This window comes from Arthrobacter sp. ok909 (assembly GCF_900104405.1).
GTDB classification, from domain to species: Bacteria; Actinomycetota; Actinomycetes; order Actinomycetales; family Micrococcaceae; genus Arthrobacter; species Arthrobacter humicola.
Window position 1 is genome coordinate 40179 of the sequence record NZ_FNJS01000014.1, and the last position, 17254, is coordinate 57432.

General features: G+C 64.6%; 13 protein-coding genes. 5 read left to right on the plus strand and 8 right to left on the minus strand.

Features of this window, described 5'->3' with window-relative positions:
• Positions 1-4: 4 nt before the first annotated feature.
• Complete coding sequence (locus BLR03_RS12790) at positions 5-1324, minus strand: extracellular solute-binding protein (RefSeq protein ID WP_091253201.1); 1320 nt, start codon at positions 1322-1324, stop codon at positions 5-7.
• Positions 1325-1614: 290 nt separating this feature from the next.
• On the opposite strand from BLR03_RS12790, the gene BLR03_RS12795 reads away from it, so the two are divergent.
• Positions 1615-2682 (plus strand): LacI family DNA-binding transcriptional regulator, encoded by a 1068-nt coding sequence (locus BLR03_RS12795; RefSeq protein ID WP_254788463.1) that lies wholly within the window; start codon positions 1615-1617, stop codon positions 2680-2682.
• Between the two features lie 13 nt (positions 2683-2695).
• Here the strand turns inward: BLR03_RS12795 and BLR03_RS12800 are convergent, their stop codons facing one another.
• Both BLR03_RS12800 and xylA read right to left on the minus strand, forming a co-directional pair.
• Complete coding sequence (locus tag BLR03_RS12800) at positions 2696-4237, minus strand: xylulokinase (RefSeq protein WP_091253087.1); 1542 nt, start codon at positions 4235-4237, stop codon at positions 2696-2698.
• Between the two features lie 19 nt (positions 4238-4256).
• Positions 4257-5447, minus strand: coding sequence for a xylose isomerase (gene xylA / locus BLR03_RS12805; RefSeq protein WP_091253089.1), 1191 nt, complete (start codon positions 5445-5447; stop codon positions 4257-4259).
• A gap of 246 nt (positions 5448-5693) precedes the next feature.
• On the opposite strand from xylA, the gene BLR03_RS12810 reads away from it, so the two are divergent.
• The 3 genes from BLR03_RS12810 (at position 5694) to BLR03_RS12820 (ending at position 9227) form a co-directional block, all read left to right on the plus strand.
• Entirely contained in the window at positions 5694-6953 is a 1260-nt protein-coding gene (locus BLR03_RS12810; RefSeq protein WP_175460536.1) for an FAD-binding protein, read from the plus strand.
• Positions 6954-6963: 10 nt separating this feature from the next.
• Positions 6964-8220 (plus strand): ROK family protein, encoded by a 1257-nt coding sequence (locus BLR03_RS12815; RefSeq protein WP_175460528.1) that lies wholly within the window; start codon positions 6964-6966, stop codon positions 8218-8220.
• 86 nt (positions 8221-8306) lie between these two features.
• Complete coding sequence (locus BLR03_RS12820; RefSeq protein WP_091253091.1) at positions 8307-9227, plus strand: aldose 1-epimerase family protein; 921 nt, start codon at positions 8307-8309, stop codon at positions 9225-9227.
• A 126-nt stretch (positions 9228-9353) separates the two neighbouring features.
• On the opposite strand, the gene BLR03_RS12825 is transcribed toward BLR03_RS12820, so the two are convergent.
• Together BLR03_RS12825 and BLR03_RS12830 are read right to left on the minus strand one after the other, a co-directional pair.
• Positions 9354-10130, minus strand: coding sequence for a DUF4386 family protein (locus BLR03_RS12825; protein WP_091253208.1), 777 nt, complete (start codon positions 10128-10130; stop codon positions 9354-9356).
• Positions 10131-10308: 178 nt separating this feature from the next.
• Positions 10309-10692 (minus strand): VOC family protein, encoded by a 384-nt coding sequence (locus tag BLR03_RS12830; RefSeq protein ID WP_091253093.1) that lies wholly within the window; start codon positions 10690-10692, stop codon positions 10309-10311.
• 871 nt (positions 10693-11563) lie between these two features.
• On the opposite strand from BLR03_RS12830, the gene BLR03_RS12835 reads away from it, so the two are divergent.
• Positions 11564-13381 (plus strand): glycoside hydrolase family 15 protein, encoded by a 1818-nt coding sequence (locus BLR03_RS12835; RefSeq protein ID WP_091253095.1) that lies wholly within the window; start codon positions 11564-11566, stop codon positions 13379-13381.
• A 444-nt stretch (positions 13382-13825) separates the two neighbouring features.
• Here the strand turns inward: BLR03_RS12835 and BLR03_RS12845 are convergent, their stop codons facing one another.
• The 3 genes from BLR03_RS12845 to BLR03_RS12855 form a co-directional block, all read right to left on the minus strand.
• A complete protein-coding gene (locus BLR03_RS12845; RefSeq protein WP_091253099.1) occupies positions 13826-14620 on the minus strand; it encodes an SDR family NAD(P)-dependent oxidoreductase in 795 nt (264 codons plus the stop codon).
• Between the two features lie 51 nt (positions 14621-14671).
• Complete coding sequence (locus BLR03_RS12850) at positions 14672-15634, minus strand: ABC transporter permease (protein WP_175460529.1); 963 nt, start codon at positions 15632-15634, stop codon at positions 14672-14674.
• A gap of 68 nt (positions 15635-15702) precedes the next feature.
• On the minus strand, positions 15703-17253 hold the full coding sequence (locus BLR03_RS12855) for a sugar ABC transporter ATP-binding protein (protein ID WP_175460530.1): 1551 nt from the start codon (positions 17251-17253) through the stop codon (positions 15703-15705).
• Between the last annotated feature and the right edge of the window lies 1 nt (position 17254).

The following is a 17254-nucleotide window of genomic DNA, read 5'->3' on the forward strand; positions in this document are numbered from 1 at the left end:
TGGATTACTTCCCGATCGTCGCGTTCATCGTGCCCACGAACTGCTCCGGGGTGATTTTCTTCAGGAAGATCTGGTCAAGGTTGGCCAGCATGGCGTCCCCCTGAGCCGGGCTGAGAGCCTGGTCCCAGGAAAGCGTGAAACTCGGAGCATTCTTTGCCATGCCATACACGTAGGACAGGAAGTCCTTGTCCGGGGACGCGGCGAGCTTGCTCTCGATTCCCTTAACCACCGGTACCGCTCCGGAGTCGATCAGGCCCTGGATGTTGCTGTCCGAGAACATGCCGTCCTTCACATACTCAAGGGCGGCCTTCTTCTGGCCGTCGGTGGCCTTCGAGGAGACGGACCAGAAGTTGGAGGGGTTGCCCACGACATTTGCCGGATCTCCCTTGCCGCCGGAGACCGCGGGGAAAGTGGTAAAGCCGAGCTTGCCGCTCTTGACGAAGTCGGCAGCGTCCTTCTTCATGCTCTGGTAGATCCAGCCGCCCTGCAGGATCATGGCCGACTTGCCGGTGTACAGCAGTGCCTGGTCGGCGTTGCTGTCCGCCGCGATGGACGAGAACCCGTTGACGAAGCCGCCGGCGTCCACGAGCTGCTGGATTTTGGTCAGTGCCTCGGTGACCGCGGGGTCGGACCATGCGTTGGGCTTGTTGGCAGCGATGTTGGCGAACACCTCCGGGCCGCCGATGCGTTCCACGAGGTACTCAAGCCACATCAGGTCCGGCCACCGGGACTGGCCGCCGAGCGAGAACGGGGCAATACCCGCGGCCTTGAACTTCGGCACCAGCGCCATGAGCTCGTCCCAGGTCTTGGGAGCCTCGGCACCCACCTTGGCGAAGACGTCCTTATTGAAGTACAGCACCACCGGCTGCACGTTGTTGTTCGGCAGGGCGTAGGTTTTGCCGTCGATGACGCCGTTCTTCAGAACCGCCGGAAGGTAGCGGTCCTGAACGTCGGGGTTGTCCTTGAGGAACCCGGAGAGATCATCCACCTGCCCGGCATCCACGTAGGATTTCAGTACGCCGCCGCCCCAGCCGTAGATGAAGGTCGGGCCCTGACCGGCGCCGACGGCGGTGCGCACCTTGGTCTTGTAGGCGTCGTTCGCGAAGAAATCCAGTTTGATGGACGAATCCGGGTGGGCGGAGTTCCAGTCCGTGACGGACTTCTGCAGCACTGGCTGGTTGCCGCCTGTCAGCCCCCACATGGTGGCCGAGTCTGCACTTGCACCAGAACCTGCCGGGCCGCTGGAGCCGCAAGCGGCCAGGCTGATCGAAATTGCGACTGCGGAGCAAGCTATCGCGGCACTGCGAAACGTACGATTTTTCATCTGGGATTCCATTCGTCTTCCGGGGTCTTCGCTGATGGCCCGGTTGTGAGTGGCGGCAGCCCAACCCTCCGCGAAGAAGGCTGCACTGCCGCTGCTGATGGGGGTAAAGCTATATTTCGAAAAGTTTCGTAAAAGTCTGCGACTTGTGAAACTAAACTAATGGTGACTGCAATCACAGTCAAGGGCGGATTCAGAAACTTCAGGTATTCCAGGCACCGCGGACTTGACGCATTCGGCAAACAGGGCGAGACTTTTTTCTATCGAAATATTTCGAACGTACAGGAGCCATTGTGTCCATAGTGCAGGGTCCCGGCAGGCCAACCCTTGCCGCCGTAGCCCGGGAGGCCGGCGTTTCCTCCCCCACGGTCTCCAAGGTCATTAATGGGCGGGAGGACGTTGCGGAGAGTACCCGCACCAGGGTCCTGGCGGCGCTTGAACACCTGGGATACCAGTCACCGCAGCAGCGCAAACACGCCGAGGATCATCCTGCAATCGTGGAAGTGGTGTTCGACTCGCTGTACTCGGCCTACTCCGTCGAGGTCCTGAACGGCGTGCTGGAGCAGGCCGCCTCGGCGGACGTCCAGGTACTGATCGATGTGACCGGGCACCCGGCCGCCATGACGCTCAGCCCGGAGCGGCGGGCCCAGCGCATTTTGGACGAGGGCCGGCTCGGTCTGATTGTGGTGACGTCCGGCTTCAGTACGGCCCAGCTGAGTGCTTTCCGCCGCCGGCACATTCCCGTGGTGGTAATCGATCCGCTCAACCCGCCGCCGTCGGAGGTTGTCAGCGTGGGTGCCACCAACTGGGCCGGCGGGAAGGCGGCCACGGAGCATCTGCTCGAACTCGGCCATCGGCGGATCGCGTACCTTGGCGGGCCCGAGTCGGCGGAATGTAACCAGGCCCGCCTGCACGGCTACATGGCGGCTCTCATGGCCGAGGGAGTCCAGGTGCGGCCCGACTACGTCATTTTGGACAAGTTCCGTCCGGAACACGGAATCCGCGGCCTCAAGACGCTCATGGCCCTCCCCGAGCCGCCGACGGCCATTTTTGCCGGGAGTGACAGCATCGGCCTCGGCGTCCTGGCCGAAGCCCGGAGGCACGGAATGCGGATCCCCGAGGACCTGAGCCTGGTGGGTTTCGACGGCACGTACCAGGCGGAGCAGTCCATCCCCGCCCTGACCACCGTGACGCAGCCGCTGCAGGAGATGGGCCGCGCCGCCCTGCGCACCGTGCTCCGGCAGGCCAACGGCGAGGAGCTCGACTCGCAACGGGTCGAACTGGCCACCCATCTTGTGGTCCGGGAATCGACGGCCCCTCCCGCCGCCGGGCACCCGACGCCGGACGCGCCGCGGCCGTAGCCGCCGCGGCGGCTCAGTCGCCAGGGTCAATGTGGCGGCTCGCCCTCAGGTAGTTCTGCCGGATTTCCGGGTGGAAGTCCGGGTCCGGAGCGGCGTCCACGGCAACGGGCCACGCCGGCCGGGTGCCACTGCGGGCCCAGGCTGCCTGCACGGCCGCACCCCGGGCCACGTACTCCCCCGGACTCGGGACCACGACCGGCAGGTCGAAGACCTGGGCCGCGATGGCCTGCACCGCGGGATTTTGCACGGCACCGCCGATCAAGAGCAGGCGTGTTGCCGGGCTGCCCTGGGCGCGGAGGGAATCCAGGCCGCCGGACAGCCCGCAGAGCATGCCTTCGATGGCGGCCCGGGCAAAGTTGCCCCGGGTGCTGGAGGCAATGCTGAGCCCATGGATGCTGGCCTTGGCGTGCGGCAGGTTGGGGGTGCGCTCGCCTTCGAAGTACGGCACGAGCACCACTCCCCCGGCGCCGGGATCGGCGTCCAGGGCAAGGCGCGACAATTCATCGAAATCCACGCCCAGGATGCCGGCCACCGAGCTAAGCACCCGCGCGGCGTTCAGTGTGACGGCGATGGGCAGGTATTCTCCACTGGCGTCCGCGAAGCCTGCCACCGTGCCGCTGGGGTCGGCAACGGCCTGCGACGCCACGGAGAACATCGTGCCGCTGGTGCCCACGGACACCACCACGTCCCCGGCTTTGGCACCCAGGCCCAGCGCGGCGGCCGCATTGTCCCCGGCACCGGCACCGAGCAGGATCCGGGGCCCGGATCCTGCTCGCCCGGCTCCTGCCGAGTTTGATCCCGACTGGCCTGACAGCTCAGCCGGGGAGCCGAAGCAGACGGGGTGGATCTCCCCGGCAGCCTCGCCGGGACCCAGAACGCGGGGCAGAATAACGGTCCCGGAGTCCCCCGGCCCGGCTTTCCCGGTAGCTTCCCTGGCGTCCCGACCGAAGGCCAGCTTGAACAGCTCGAGATCGTAGTCGTCGGCGGAGGGGCTCCAATAGCCCGTTCCGCTGGCATCCGAGCGGTCCGTCGTGAGCTGGTCCAGGTTCGGGCCCAGCGGGCTGGATGCTGCCGGGCCATAGCCGCGGAGCCGCCAGGTCAGCCAGTCATGGGGCAGCGCAACGGCCGCCACCCGGTCCGCCAGGTCCGGTTCGTGGTCCCGGACCCAGCGGATCTTCGTGATGGTGAAGGAGGCCACCGGGACCAGGCCGGTCCTGCGGGCAAAGTCGTCCGCCCCCACTTCGTCGGTGAGTGCGGCCGATGCGGCGGCGGAACGGGTGTCGTTCCACAGCAGCGCCGGCCGCACCACATTGCCGGCGTGATCCAGCAGCACCATGCCGTGCTGCTGGCCCCCCACCGACAGCGCGCTGACGTCCGCCAGCCCGCCGGCGTCGTCGAACGCTTCGGACAGAGCCTGCCACCAGTGGTCCGGGTGGACCTCCGTTCCGTCCGGGTGGCCGGCGCGGCCCTCGCGGACCAGCTTTCCGGTTTCCGCGTCCAGGACCACCACCTTGCAGCTTTGGGTGGAGGAGTCGACGCCGGCAACAAGGGTCATGGGAGCAGCCGTCACGGTATTAGCGGGCGCCGAGCAGGTGCTCGATGAAGAGCTGCTGCAGCTTCACGAAGCCGAAGCCCTTGCCGCCGAAGTAGGCGTCGGCGTCGAAGTCCTCGTAGGAAGCGCGGTCCGCGCGGAGCTGCTCGTACCCTTCGCCCGGGTTGAGCGTGGGTTCGTTGATCTCGGCGACGCGGGAGGCCTGCAGTGCGGCCTGGACCTCGGGGTCGGCGCGGAAGGCCTTGGCGCGTTCCTTGAGCAGCAGGTAAGTCTGCATGTTGGCGGCGACGGAGTCCCACACGCCGTCGATGTCCTCGGTGCGGCTGGGCTTGTAGTCGAAGTGGCGCGGCCCGTCGTAGGCGGGCCCGCCGTCGGGGCCGCCGTTTTCGAGCAGGTCCACCAGGGAGAACGCGTTCTGCAGGTCGCCGTGGCCGAACACCAGGTCCTGGTCGAACTTGATGCTGCGCTGGCCGTTGAGGTCGATGTGGAAGAGCTTGCCCTGGTAGAGCGCCTGGGCGATGCCGTGGGTGAAGTTCAGTCCGGCCATCTGCTCGTGCCCGGTTTCGGGGTTGATGCCCACCAGTTCGGGGCGCTCGAGCGTTTCGATGAAGGCCAGGGCGTGGCCCAGGGTCGGCAGGAGGATGTCGCCGCGGGGTTCGTTCGGCTTGGGCTCGATGGCGAAGCGGATGTTGTAGCCCTTGTCAGTGACGTAGTCGCCGAGCAGGTTCACTGCTTCGCGGTAGCGTTCCAGGGCCCCGCGGATGTCCTTGGCGGCGTCGTATTCGCTGCCTTCGCGGCCGCCCCACATGACGAAGGTTTCGGCACCGAGCTCAGCGGCGAGGTCAATGTTGTCCAGGACCTTGCGCAGGGCGAAGCGCCGGACGCCGCGGTCGTTGCTGGTGAACCCGCCGTCCTTGAAGACGGGATGGCTGAACAGGTTGGTGGTGACCATTGGGACGATCATCCCGGTGGCCTTCAGCGCCCCGGTCAGCCGGTCGATTTCCCGCTGGCGGTCAGCGGCTGAGCAGCCGAAGGGAAAGAGGTCGTTGTCATGGAAGGTGATGCCGTAGGCGCCGAGGTCGCTGAGCCTGTTGACGGCTTCGACCGTGTCCAGCGGCGGGCGGGTGGCGGAGCCGAACTGGTCCTGGGCCTCCCAGCCCACCGTCCAGAGGCCGAAGGAAAACTTGTCTTCACGGGTGGGCTGAATCGCCATTGAATGCTCCAGAGGTGTGTGCGGTTACCGAGTAGGGGTGGTTCAAACTAAATTGTTCTAGAGACAAACATATTATGGATTTTGGTGATGTCAACCACTTGAAAGAGACATGGACGTGTCACTTAGGCGGCACTCTAGCGGATTGCCCGCATGCCTGTTATGTTGTGAAAAACTGCAAATAAGCGCCAAGCGAGACAAGAACCAGCAGCGAGGCCCCGAGTGAAGGATCCAACCGTGATTGATCAGATGGTGACCGGACGTAACTGGGCGGGGAACTACGGCTACCAGGCACCGCGGATCGCCCATCCGGCGAGCATGGCGGAACTGCAGGATCTGGTGGCCGGCACCGGGAAGGTCCGCGCGCTGGGGTCCCGCCATTCCTTCAACGACATTGCGGACACCACCGGGACCCTGGTGGTGCTGGACAAACTCGACGCCGGCATCAGCGTCGATCCGCAGAACATGACCGTCACCGTCAGCGGCGGCACGCGCTACGGGACGCTCGCGGCGGAGCTCCATCGCCAGGGCTTTGCCATTCACAACCTCGCCTCGCTGCCGCACATCTCGGTGGCGGGCGCCGTTGCCACCGCCACGCATGGCTCCGGCGACGGCAACGGCAACCTTGCCACGGCCGTGGCGGGGCTTGAGCTGGTCACCGCCGACGGCACCGTCGTCACGGCGCGGCGCGGCGACGCCGACTTTGACGGGATGGTGGTGGGCCTGGGCGCACTGGGCATCGTCAGCCGCCTGACCCTGGATATCGAACCGAGCTTCGAGATTGCCCAGAGTGTCTTTGAGGGCCTTGACTGGGAACAAGTCCTGGAGGGCTTCGACGACGTGACGTCAGCGGCCTACAGCGTGAGTCTGTTCACCGACTGGAGCGGGCCCACGGTGGGCCAGGCCTGGCTCAAGAACCGCACGGACCAGGCGGTTCTGCCCGCCGGATTACCTAAATTCTTCGCCGGCACGCCCGCCACCCAGGCCCGGCACCCGCTGCCCGGCGTCTCCGGCAGCAACTGCACGCAGCAGCTCGGCGTTCCCGGACCATGGTCGGACCGGCTCGCCCACTTCCGGATGGAATTCACCCCGAGCAAGGGCGACGAGCTCCAAAGCGAGTACCTGATCCCCCGCGAGCACGCCGTCGACGCCCTCCGCACGATGCGGAGCCTCTCGGAGCTCGTCACTCCCCTGCTCCTGGTCGGGGAAATCCGCACGATCGCAGCCGACCAGCTGTGGCTCAGCCCCAACTACGGCCGCGACGGAATCGGCCTGCACTTCACCTGGCGCCAGGACGAACCCGCGGTCAAGGCAGTCCTGCTGCTCCTTGAAGCGGAGCTGGCCCCATTCGGCACCAGGCCGCACTGGGGCAAACTGTTCCACGGCAACGCCGCCAGCCTCGTCCCGCTGTATCCCCGCTTTACCGACTTCACCGCACTGGCCGGCCGGCTGGATCCGGCCGGAAAATTCCGCAACGCCTTCCTGGACCGCACGGTGTTCGGCCGCTGATAGTGTCACGATGATGCCTCCACGTACCCATCCCTCCGCCCCGGCGGGTGAGCCGGATCCGTCGCGCCGCAACAATTTGTCGCTGCTGACCTCCCTCGTCCATCACCATGGCGTCCTCAGCCGCGCCCAACTGACCCGGCACACGGGGCTCAACCGCTCCACGGTCGGGACACTGATCGGACAGCTCACCTCGCTGGGGCTGGTCTATGAAACGGCGCCCGCCGGGGAAGGCCAGGTGGGCAGGCCCAGTCCCGAGGTCCACCCCAGCCCGACCATTGCCGCGCTGGCCGTCAACCCGGAAGTCGACGCCGTCACCATCGGCCTGGTCAGCCTCGGCGGGAAGGTCCAAAAGAAGATCCGCTTCGAAACGGAACGGATTCCGAGCGCCCGGGAAGCGGTGAATATCGCAGCGGCCGTCATCGCCGGGATGCGGTCCGAGCTGGATGCCTCCTACCGGATCACCGGCATTGGCATGGCCGTGCCCGGCCTGGTTAACCGCGACGACGGCGTCGTGCGGCACGCGCCGCACCTGGGCTGGCGCAATGAGCCGGTCGCCCGGATGCTGAGCGAGGCCACCGGCTACCGTTGCCAGGCCGCCAACGACGCCTCCCTGGGCGCCGAAGCCGAGCTGATTTTCGGCGCTGGCGCCGGTGTTGGTGCCGGTGTTGGTGCCCGGCCGGGCAATCTGATCTACCTCAACGGTGGTGCCAGCGGCATCGGCGGCGGGATCATCGCGGACGGGCAACTGCTCCGGGGGGCCTCCGGCTATGCCGGGGAACTCGGCCACACCTTTGTCCGCTCGGACGGCACCACCTGCCACTGCGGTGCCACGGGCTGCCTGGAAACCGAGGTCTCCCAAGTCCGGCTCCTCGAACTGGCCGGCTTGAGCAGCGGCGACACCGCCGACGTTGAAAAAGCCCTCGGGAACAGCAACAGCGCCGATCTCAGCGACGAAGTCGCGCGGCAACTGACCTATCTGGGCATAGCCCTGCGCAACGCTGTGAACATTTTCAACCCCGACGCAATAGTCCTTGACGGCTTTCTGGGAACGCTGCACGCGCTCGCCCCGGGGTCGCTGCAGGCAATGCTGCTGTCCCAGGCAATGGACGGCCCCGCCGGCCAGGCAAAAATCTACCGCGCAGCCCTCGGCTCTGATCTGATGATGATCGGAGCCGCGGAACTGGCCTTCACCCCGTTCCTGGCCGATCCCGCCGGCTTCGGCACAACCGCGGGCACCGTGCCCTCACCCACGTCACAGACAGGCTGACCGTGCAGAATCAGGCAGTGCAGAATCAGGCAGTACAACACCAAGCCGTACAGAACCAGCCGAGGCCGCACCAGACAGATTCACCGATGGGTGCGCACTTCGAGCTGCAGGCCACACTGGGAGGCCGCAGCCAAAAAGCCGTCGTGACGGAAATCGCCGCCAGCCTGCGTGCCCTGGAAATCGACGGCGTCGCCCTCGTGCAGGACTATCCCGCCCAGTCCGCGCCGCCGTCGTGTGCCGGCTGGGTCCTGGTGCCGTGGCCCAACCGGGTGGCCGACGGCAAGTGGACCTACGACGGCGTCCCGCAGCAACTGGAGATCACGGAACCGGGCAACGGCAACGCCCTGCACGGCCTGCTGTCCGGCGCCGCGTACAGGGTCGCGCACCGGACCGGCGACAGCATCGCGCTCGCCGCCGACGTCGCGGCCGAACCGGGCTACCCCTTTGAACTCTCGACGGCGGTCCGCTACCAGCTCACCGAGGACGGACTCCTTGTCACCCACAGCCTGACCAACACCGGCAGCCGTGCCGCCCCGGTCGCCGTCGGAGCGCATCCCTTCCTCCGGCTGGGTGCCGTGCCGAGCGAGGACCTGACGCTCGTCATCAATGCCGACACCCACATCGAAGTCGACCACCGGCTAAATCCGACCGGCGCCACCACGGCTGTCCACGGAACCCGCCACGACTTCCGGACGGGGCAATTGGTGGGCGCCGTCACCCTCGACGATGCGTGGGGCAACGTCCGCCGGGACTCGGACGGCAGCTCGCTGCACTATCTGGAGGCCCCGGACGGCAGCCAGGTGCAATTGTTCATGGATGCGTCCTTTGGCTACATCCAGGCCTTCACGACCCGGGTCTTCCCCGGCGCAGACGGCCCGGTCACTGCGGTGGCGGTGGAACCGATGACGGCTCCGGCCGACGCCTTCAACAGCGGCGAGGGGCTGCGTTGGCTGGCCCCCGGCGAGACCTGGGACCTCAGCTGGGGTATCCGCTACCGGCTGCCCTGATCCAAGGAGCCGATGTCCGCTGTGCTTCCGGCTCCGACGCGCGAATTCGCCGGAAACCTGCGAATTCGCCGGAGCTTTCCGGCGAACCGGCGGCTCTCCGGCGAATTCAGCCGTGCGTGGCCCCTCTTACCCGCGTCTCATTTCCCGCGACGGCGCATCCTTGCCGAACCACGCGCTGAGCAGCAACCACACGGTCCACACCAGGATCAGGACAATGCCTGCCAGCGTGGGAATGGCGTTGGCCGGGGAGAAGCCTTCGGCCCCGATGATCCAGCCCTGGGCAACGTAGGCGAGCCCGGACAGTGCCATGAGGTAGCCGATCAGCTGGGAGACGCGGCGCGCTCTGACAACCACGGCGCCGGTCAGGAGGAGTGCCGCGCCCAGCATGAAGCTCTGGTAGCTGCGCATGCCCCACTCCAGCCACCGGATGCCCTCGGCGGTCGCGAACCGGGCAGCCTTCTCCGGTTCCGCCGCGGCAGCCCACGCGTCCACGGCATGCTTGAGGGCAACCCCGTCGACGGCTTGGAGCGCCGCATAAAGTGCCAGTGCCGCGACCGCCGCCGCCGCGCCGAACCGGGCAGTCCAGGCCATGGCCCCGTCCGGCGCTTTCAGGACCACCAGCAGGACCAGGAGCCCCGCGATGAGAAGCGCCATGCCGACGAACTGGCCGAGATGGACGGCCGTCCAGATGCCGCTGCGGGCGTACTCCGCGAACGTCGCAGGGTGGTCGTTCGCGCTGGCCGACTCGGCGTGGAACAGCCCGGCAACCACGGACACGACGAAACCGGCAAACGCCAGGGTGGCGGCGAGGCGCAGCGGGCCAGAGGACGTTGACAGGCGGCCCGGTTCGGCCGGAGCCGCCGTCGGCTGGCTGTGACTGTCTTCTGTTTCGAACTTCTTCATGGGCATCGCCCGCTTCGTGCCGACGCGCAGGTACGCGCTGTTTTCGCCTAAGCGCAGGCTACGCCGGTCGCGCCCACGATGCCACGGCTCGTTGCTGCCGTGCACCTTGCCAGCGCACAGGCCCGGAACTTCTCACCGTCGTTACTCTGCAACTCGCAAACTCGGTAAGCCCGGGCGGTTAGCGGCTTTGTGTGTCCTTCGACGGGATTTCCTGAATCACCCAGCGGTTGCCGTCGGGATCACTGCAATACGCGAAGGCAAACCCGCCCATGTCTTGGGCCTCACTGACGGGCGCGCCTCGTCGGAGCAGCTCGCTCCGCGTGGCAGCCATGTCCGTCACGACCAGTTGGAGACCTTCCAAGCTGCCGGGAACCATGCTGGTCATCCCGGTTCCGATGACAATGGAGGCTGCCGAGCCAGGCGGGGTGAGCTGGACTACCCGCATTCCGGGAATGTGTTCGACGTCGTGATCCAGCATGAAGCCGAGCTTGTCAGTGTAAAAGGCCTTGGCCCGGTCCACGTCTGCGACGGGTACCTGGACGACCTCGAGGCGGAGTTCCATGACCGCTACCCTACGGCACAACCTGGCACCGGCGTCCGGAGCTCTTCATCGATCGTGCGGTCCCCGTTGCAGGAGTCGACGGCTAGCCAACGTTCTGTGCGGGGCAAGCCGTGCTTTGATCCGCTCCGAGGCATCGAGAAGTGATGCCTCATTAATGGAAGCAGCCGTGCCGGCGTCGTTGTCTCGCGCCGCCGTGATCAAGCCCTGCTGATAGCGCCACAGAGAGCCATGCCCGGCAGTACCCAGGGAACCCTGGGCGTGATCTCTCGATTTACGCCCTCGATGACTACTCTCACACCAAGCACGTCATGCACAACCGCGGGCGCTGAATCCGGGAAGCAAGGCCTCGCGGAGGGACCAAGTCGTTGAAGACCTGCCCGGGAGGAGGTCGGGCAGGTCTTCAACGGGAAATTTCTTTCCAAAACGATAACTAGGTGGAAAATTCCTGCTATTATGATGAGTAACAACACTCCGACATCACGCTCGGCGGTCAGGAAGTCTCAAGGCTGAAGAGCGTCAGGATGACGCGGCCCGGGCAGAGCCTACCCGCTCGACACCATGGAAGGGAACGCCGACATGACTCGCGAAGAAGCCTTTGCGCATTGCCCCTCTGACTCCTATGTGGAGTTCTACGGGAACCAATGGCTCATCATTCCGTTTGCGCGCGTTGTACAGCCGGCATTCTTCGACTGCACCCCAGGACTTCGACTCCCCCGCGCCTGAGTTGCTCCCCGGAATGAAGCAAACCACTGCGTGACATACGGTTCCTGCGGCCGGATGCTCAGCACAGACGGAAGTAGCCCAGTGGAATCCGAGAGGCGGGCAAAGACAGAGCCTATCTGGATTCCGTCCCGTCGTGATTGAGTGAAGCATGGCCGCACCGATAGAGGATTATGCGCTGCTTTCCGATCTTCACACCGGACCTCTTGTTTCCCGGCAGGGCAGCGTGGATTGGCTGTGTTTCCCTCGCTTCGACTCGCCGTCGGTGTTTGCTGCCCTACTCGGGAGCGAGGAACACGGCCGATGGCTGTTGGCGCCGAGCCCGCCGGAGGCCGTCGTGATTGATCGTCACTATGTGGACTCGACCTTCGTACTCCAGACAACGTGGCAGACCGACACCGGACGGGTGTTGGTGACGGAATTCATGCCGGTGGGTGACCGACGTTCGCGTCTTGTCCGTCGCGTGACAGGACTGAGCGGGACCGTCCTCATGCGCCAGGAGATAAGAATCCGACCCCAATACGCCACCGTGTTGCCCTGGGTAAGCCGGGTCCTTGATAGCGCGGCGGTTCGGGGTGCGGAGATACTGCTGGCCATGTCGGGCCCGGACGCCCTCGCCTTACGGGGAGACTACCTTCCGATGGCCGAAGGTCACCGGCATGCCGGGGAATTTACGGTTGCACAGGGGCAGACCGTGGACTTCGAACTGACATGGTTCCCTTCACACGAGGATGTGCCGGCGGCCGTCAATGTCGATGATGCCCTCGAACTCGCCGTGGACTATTGGACCACCTGGGCCGGCAATTGCCGCGATGACGGCAGATACGGCGGGGCAGTGAAGCGTTCGCTGCTGGTGCTGCGTGCGCTCACCCACTATGAGACCGGCGGCATTGTCGCCGCGCCCACCACTTCCCTGCCGGAAGATTTTGGCGGGACGCGCAACTGGGACTACCGCTACTGTTGGCTGCGCGATGCGTCTTTGACGTTGGAGGCCATGTTGACGCACGGCTATGAGACCGAGGCGCTGAAGTGGCGTAACTGGCTTTTGCGCGCCCTCGCCGGCGATCCCGAGGACCTGCAAATAATGTACGGGGTGGGGGGCGAACGGGACCTGGCGGAAAAGGAGCTGCCCCACCTTCCCGGATACCGGAACGCCAGGCCGGTGCGCATCGGTAACGCTGCCGTCGCCCAGTACCAGGCCGATGTCGTCGGCGAAGTGATGGTGGCGCTTGAACGGCTTCGTCTCGCCGGGGGAAAAGAAGACCATTTTTCCTGGGCGCTTCAGCGGGCGCTCCTCGGGTCCGTGGAAAATCACCTCGACGACAAAGACTTCGGCCTGTGGGAAGTGCGTGGCGATGCCCAGTATTTCACCCACTCCAGAGTGATGATGTGGGCCGCCTTTGACAGCGGGGTGAGGGCCGTTCGCGATCACGGCCTGCCGGGTCCTGTGGAGCATTGGGAGAGGCTCCGTGAGAGATTGTCCGCGGAAGTCATGGATCTCGGATTCAACCGGGACCTCAACTCGTTCACGCAAACCTACGGCGGTCAGCAGACGGACGCTGCCCTGCTGGCCTTGCCGCAGGTTGGCTTCCTGGCCTACGACGATGAGCACATGCTCGGCACCGTCGCCCAGCTGGAAAAGGAGCTTCTCACCGCGGAGGGCCTGCTGCTGCGCTACCGCACCGAGACGGGAGTTGACGGATTGGAACCGGGTGAGCATCCATTCCTCGCGTGTTCCTTCTGGCTGGTGGAACAGTACGCGCGCTCGGGCCGCCGGACCGATGCCGGGAACCTGATGGACATGCTGGTGGGACTCCCCAACGACCTCGGCCTGCTCAGCGAAGAATACTCAATGAAGGACAAGCGGATGGCGGGAAATTTTCCACAGGCCTTCTCCCACCTGACCCTGGTGCGGGCCGCAGATGCCATGCACGGCGTGGACCGCCTAAGCCTCCAACCGAGGCATTGAACCAATGGGCAGGCCGACTCAATGCGGTTCGTTACTGCAGGTACCTGAAGACGCCGTAACTATAGGAGACGACGGGACAGGCCCACCCGTGAGGCTTCGCGCCGAAGAATGCCCGGCTCCCGTGCCTGGAGGTGTCTCGAAAGAAGGCGCGAGAGCCGCAGCCAAGGCATATGAGGTGGCTTCTGTGGCGCATCCTCCAGGCCTTGGGTTTGGCCGCGAAATCCTGGGCCTCCCATTCCTTTCCGTCCAGCAAACACAGTGCCCGCTTCACGGTCTTGCCTGCACGCGATTAGTTGGTGAAATGGCCCTCTTGGAACAAAGATCATGGGGCCTACAAGTCATGACAGGGGCGGGCGTGGAGAGGGCCGGCGCTGTGCCATGGGTTCCCTCTCCACGCCTCTGTACCTGCCGCCCTCCACAGTTGCGTTGGGCCTTCACGGCGGCTTAGAAGATCGCGCGCCGGGTCCCGCCATCAACGGAAACAGCGGCGCCCACAGTCGCCGAGGCCTGGGGTGAGCTGAGATAAACGACCAAGTTGGCAACTTCGTCTGTCGTGGCCGCGCGGCGCAGCAACGATGTGGGCCTGTGTTCCCGTACGAAATCATCTGTCTGTTCCTGGGCGGAGAGCTGGGAATCTCCCCCCATCTTCACGACAAATTCGGACACGCCTTCTGAGAATGTCGGTCCGGGCAGGACAGAGTTGACGGTGACGCCGGTCCCGGCAGTCAGTTCCGCCAGACCGCGGGAAATGCCCAGCTGCATCGTTTTTGTTGCGCCGTAGTGCATCATCTCGGGCGGAATCTGCAACGCTGATTCGCTCGAGATGAATACAACGCGGCCCCAGCCGTCCTTCATCATTCCGGGGAGATACTGGCGGGCCGTCCGAATTCCGGTGAGGACGTTGACTTCGAAATACCGGATCCATTCGTCGTCATCGATGTCGAAGAACGACTTGGGCTCAAAGATGCCCAGATTGTTGATCAGGATGTCCACGGCAGGGAGCGCACTGAAAAGTTTGGCAGTTCCCTCCTCTGTGCAGAGGTCAACCGCAAGCGGTGTGAGTCGTCCCGGCAGGTTGAGGTTGTTTACGGTCTGGGCAGCCTTCTCCACCCGCTCCTGATTGCGACCCGTGATTGTCACGGTGGCTCCCGCTGCAGCGAGACCCTTGGCGATGGCGAGGCCTATACCCTGGCTGGACCCTGTTACCAGAGCTTTCTTGCCCGCAAGATTGATGTTCATGTGAATCGCCTTCTCGTTGATGTGGTGGTTTCTTGGGCTTTCATGCCCGGCTTAGGTGGCCTCGCCGCGCAGGAACCGGGTGGCGGCGACGGCGGCGATGAGGGCAGTACCGGTGAACAATGGTTCAATCCAGAACGGCGCGCCAATGAGGGCCAGTCCTGTGGTGCCCACCTGGAGAGTGATAACGGCAACAATGGTCCCCCAGACATTAAAGGTTCCGGGGAGGAATGCGGTGGCGCCGAGGAAGACTGCGGCATAGGCCGGCAGCAACATCGGTGGCCCCACTGTAGGGCTGCCGCTCCCGAGGATTCCTGCCTGGATGACGCCGGCGATGCCGGCTAGGGCGCCTGCGCCGGCGAATGCGCCGATTGTGAGCCGGGGTACCGCGATCCCCGAGAGCCGTGCGGCGTCCCGTGATCCCCCAATGGCGTAAAGAAACCGCCCTGCAGGTGTCTGCGACAGTATGTACCAGAGGATCAGTCCAATGGCTGCCGCGGCGAGCACGGGCAACGGAATGCCAAGAAGGTTGCCTTGTCCCAGCTCTGTGAGCTCCTTGGGGATGTTCTCGTAGAAGACGTTTCCGAGCGTGTAGGCGCCAATCAGCCCCGTGAGGATCGTACTCATGCCAATAGTGACGATGAATGAATTGATCCCGGCCTTGCTGACCAGCAGTCCATTGATGAGGCCGACGGCGGTGCAGGCCGCAACGGCGATGATGATGGCAGGGACCGCCGACACGCCCTGCTGGGATGTCAGGCCAGTTACGAGAATCAGTCCAAGGCCCAGGTTGGCAGCGACGGAGAGATCAAGTTCACCGACGATGAGCGGCAGGAGGAGTCCAATTGCCAGGATCGTCAGAACCGCCTGAAGATTCAGCACCGTCTTGAGATTGTCGACAGTCGCAAATGTCTCGGGGGCCGCAACGGAGAAAACGACAATCAACAGCACCAGGAGCAGCGGCAGTGCTATCCGGGCAAAGAACAACGACAGAGGTTCGTTGGGCCGTCTATTCATCAAACGCTTCCCGGTTTTCCGGGGGTCGCTAGTCGGCGGTGTTGCGGACGTCGGGTCTAGGGTCGAAGTCATTGTGTTGTTTCCTTAGTTCTTTCACCGTCGAAGTACATCGACTGTGTGACCTTGCCGGCGGTCAGGCCTGTGGTTGATTCGTCGGCGACGATCCGTCCGCGCCGGAGAGTGAGGATCCGATGACTGAGGGCAATCATCTGCTCGATCTCGGAGGAGATCAACAGGACCGCGGCCCCCCGTTCCGCCGCACTGCTAATGAGGTCGAATATTTCCGCCCGCGCACCAATGTCCACTCCTTGGACAGGTTCGTCAAAGATGACAATGTCGGGATTGGTCTCTAACCATTTGGCGATGACGACTTTTTGCTGGTTTCCCCCGGAGAGCACCCGGAACAGCCTGCCGGACGAAGCCGGCCTGACGTCGTAGTCGCGGATCTGTTGCGATATCCATTGCCGTTCCGCGGCTTTGGACAGCCTGACGCCGTGCCAGAACCGGCCGATTGATGGCATTGTGAGGTTCTCTCCGACGCTCATGTCGAGCACCCCGCCGTCCCGACGCCGGTTCTCCGGGATTAGGGCAATCTTCCGCGCCACCGCATCCCGGGGCGTCCTGAACCGACACTCTTTGCCCTGGACAGTGATGGTGCCGCTCAAGGGTTCCTGCGCACCAAAGAGAATCCGGGCGAGTTCGCTCCGGCCTGATCCCAGCATTCCTGCGATCCCGATGATTTCTCCCGCCCCGATTGTGAACGAGACGTCCCGGAGCCGCTTTCCGGAGATGCGGCGGACGTTCATGAGCTCTCGTCCGGTGGACTGTGGCCCATGTGCGCGGGTGACGGCCTCCACGTCTCGTCCAACGATCAGCCGAACGAGGCTGTCCCGGTCGGTATCGGCTATGTCGACCGTTTCCACGTTCCGGCCATCGCGCAGGATGGTCGCCCTGTCTGCAAATGCGGACAACTCTTCGAGTTTGTGGGTGACGTAGAGGACGGCCACGCCCCTGTCCACGACTCGTCGGACTGCTTTGAAGAGCAACGCGGCTTCCGAGTCAGGCAGAGCAGCCGTAGGTTCGTCTAGGACGAGGATCTTGGCCCCTTCGCCGGCCGAGCTCAGCGCGCGCGCTATGGCGACAATGGTCTGTTGGGCGATCGGGAGACGACCGACCGGCGTGCCGGGGTCAAGATCCGGGTGCCCGAGAAGTGCCAGCTCTGCGGTGGTGTTTTCTCGCATCCGGGACCACGGGATCCGTGAGAAGAGCCCAGTCCCGTATCGTCTTGAGGCTTCGAAATTCTCGGTGATGGAAAGATTCGGAATAAGGCCCAGGTCCTGGTGAACGAACACCAAACCCATGGCCGCGGCCTGGGCGGGTTCGAACGGAAGGGTGACAGGCACACCGTCTAGAGTCATTTCGGCGCCTTCGTCCGGGTGATGGAACCCGGCAAGGCACTTGATAAGTGTGGACTTTCCGCAGCCGTTCTGGCCAAGGAGTGCGTGTACTTCACCCGAGCGCAGCTCGAGGCTCACGGCGTCGAGGGCCTTTTGCCCAACGAACGTCTTGGACAGCCCCCGCACCGTGAGCACAGGGCGGGGCGAATCGGCAGTCGTCATG